The sequence below is a fragment of the Nocardia yamanashiensis NBRC 100130 genome, assembly GCF_001613325.1.
Lineage (GTDB): Bacteria > Actinomycetota > Actinomycetes > Mycobacteriales > Mycobacteriaceae > Nocardia > Nocardia yamanashiensis.
Genome location: NZ_BDCD01000072.1, coordinates 1 through 2,229 on the forward strand (window position 1 = coordinate 1; position 2,229 = coordinate 2,229).

Below are 2,229 nucleotides of genomic sequence, written 5' to 3' on the forward strand. Positions count from 1 at the left end.
GCGCCGCCGTCGGCCGGGGCGACCGGCTGACCGGGCAGCGGACCGGTACCGCCGCCCCCGCCGCTGTCACCGTCCTGGGTCTGCCCGCGGCCGCCGCCGTTCTGGCCGCCCTGGTTCTGCTGGCTCTGGTTCTGCGGATTCGGCGCCACCCCGGGAATCGGGATGGAGAAGCCGGGCAGCCCCGGAATCGGCATCTGGCTGGTGGTGAACACCGGCGGCGCGATGGCCGCCTCGGTGGTGGACGGCGCGGTGTACGGGGCCGACCAGGACGGCACACCGGCCTGACCGGCGATGGCGCCCGGCTTCGGGAAGTTCTCCAGCGGCGTGCCCTTGAGCGCGCCGTCCATGGTGTCCTTCCAGATATCGGCGGGCAGGCCGGAACCGTAGATCATGCCGCCGCTGGCATTGCGCAGCTTCTCGCCCTGCTCGGTGCCGATCCACACCGCGGTCGCCAGCGACGGGGTGTAGCCGACCATCCAGGAGTCGCGGTTCTCGCCGGTGTCGCCGAGCTGGTTGGTGCCGGTCTTGGTGGCGGACAGGCGGCCGCCGGCCAGCTGATGGTTACGCGACCACGCCGCAATGGGTTTCATGGCGTCGGTGACATTGTCGGCGACGGCCGCGGAAACCCGCTGCTCACCGGCGACCTCGCCGCGATCCAGCAGCACGGTGCCGTCCGAGGTGACGACCTTGGTCACGAAGTGCGGCTTGTGGTAGACGCCGGAGGCGGCCAGCGTGGCGTACGCGGAGGCCATGTCCAGCGGCCGCACCTGGTACTGACCCAGCACGACGCCGTTGTTGGGGCCGGAGCCGTCCGGTTCGGTGAGCGTCTTGCCCACGCCCGGAATGGTTTCCGGAATGCCCAGCTTGTGCGCCATATCGGCGATCTTCTGCGGGCCGTTGCCCGGCATGTCCAGCATCATCCGGTAGAAGCTGGTGTTCAGCGACCGCTTCAGCGCCTCGGAGATGGTGCACATACCGCACTGCTCACCCTCGACGTTGGTGATCTTGATGCCGTTCACCGTCACCGGCGAGGAGTCGTAGAGCGTCGAGAGCGGCTTGCCCAGCTCCAGGTTCTCGGCCAGACCGAACACCTTGAACGAGGAACCCGGGGGCAGACCGGCATTCGCGAAGTCGTAGCCCTGGCCGTCCGAGCCGCCGTAGTAGGCGCGCACCGCACCGGTCTTCGGATCCACCGCCGCCACGGCGGTGCGTAGCTTCTCCGGCTCGCCCTGCATGTTCTTGGCCACCGCGTCGATAGCCGCCTGCTGCGCCTTCGGGTCGATGGTGGTGTAGATCTGCAGGCCCTCGGTATTGAGCTCGTGCTCGGAGATACCGGCCTCGGTCAGCTCCTTGAGCACCTGCGTCTTGATCAGGCCCTCCGGTCCGCTGTCCAGCGTCTTGTCGGCCTGCGCGTCGGCGGCCGGAATCACCTGCGGGTACTGCAGCGCCGCGGCATCGGTGGCGGACAGGTTGCCGCCGTCCTTCATGCCCTGCACCACGTACTTCCAGCGCTCCTGAGCGCCCTTGGGGTTCTTCTCCGGATCCAGGTTGGACGGCTGCTGGATGGTCGCCGCCAGCACCGCGCCCTCGGACACGCTCAGCTCCGAGACCGTTTTGCCGAAGTACGCCTTGGCGGCGGCATTGATGCCGTACGCGCCGCGGCCGAAGTAGATGGTGTTCAGGTACGCGGTGAGGATCTCGTCCTTGGACCACTGCTTGGCCATCTTGGCCGAGATCACCAGCTCGCGCAGCTTACGGGTGAGCGTGCGCTCGTTGCCGACCATGGCGTTCTTCACGTACTGCTGCGTGATGGTGGAACCACCGCCGGCGCTTTCCTTGCCGGTCAGGTTGTCCCAGAAGGCGCGCCCGAAGCCCTTCATGGAGAAGCCCGGGTTGGTGTAGAAGTCGCGGTCCTCCGCCGCGATCACGGCATTGCGCACGTGCGGCGGAATCTGGTCGATGGTCACATCGGTGCGGTTGCCTTCGGGCGGAACCACTTTCGACAGCACCGAGCTGCCGTCCGACATGAAGATGGTGGCGACCTGGTTGGTCTTGAGATCGCCCGGGCGCGGCACGTTGACCGTCGAGTAGGCGATCAGGAACAGCGCCGACAGGCCGATGATGCCCAGGCCGCTGCCCACGTAGACGATGCGGCGCAGGATCCGCCAGATGGACCGCTTGCGCGGCGCGCTCGCACTGCGGCCGCCGCCGGAACCACCCGAACCGCCG

Annotated in this window: 1 protein-coding gene; it reads right to left on the reverse strand. The window is 68.1% G+C overall.

The annotated features are described in order from the left end of the window. Nucleotides 1-2,229: transglycosylase domain-containing protein (locus tag NY1_RS41610; protein ID WP_439956077.1), on the reverse strand; the 2,229-nt coding region annotated here is incomplete at both ends.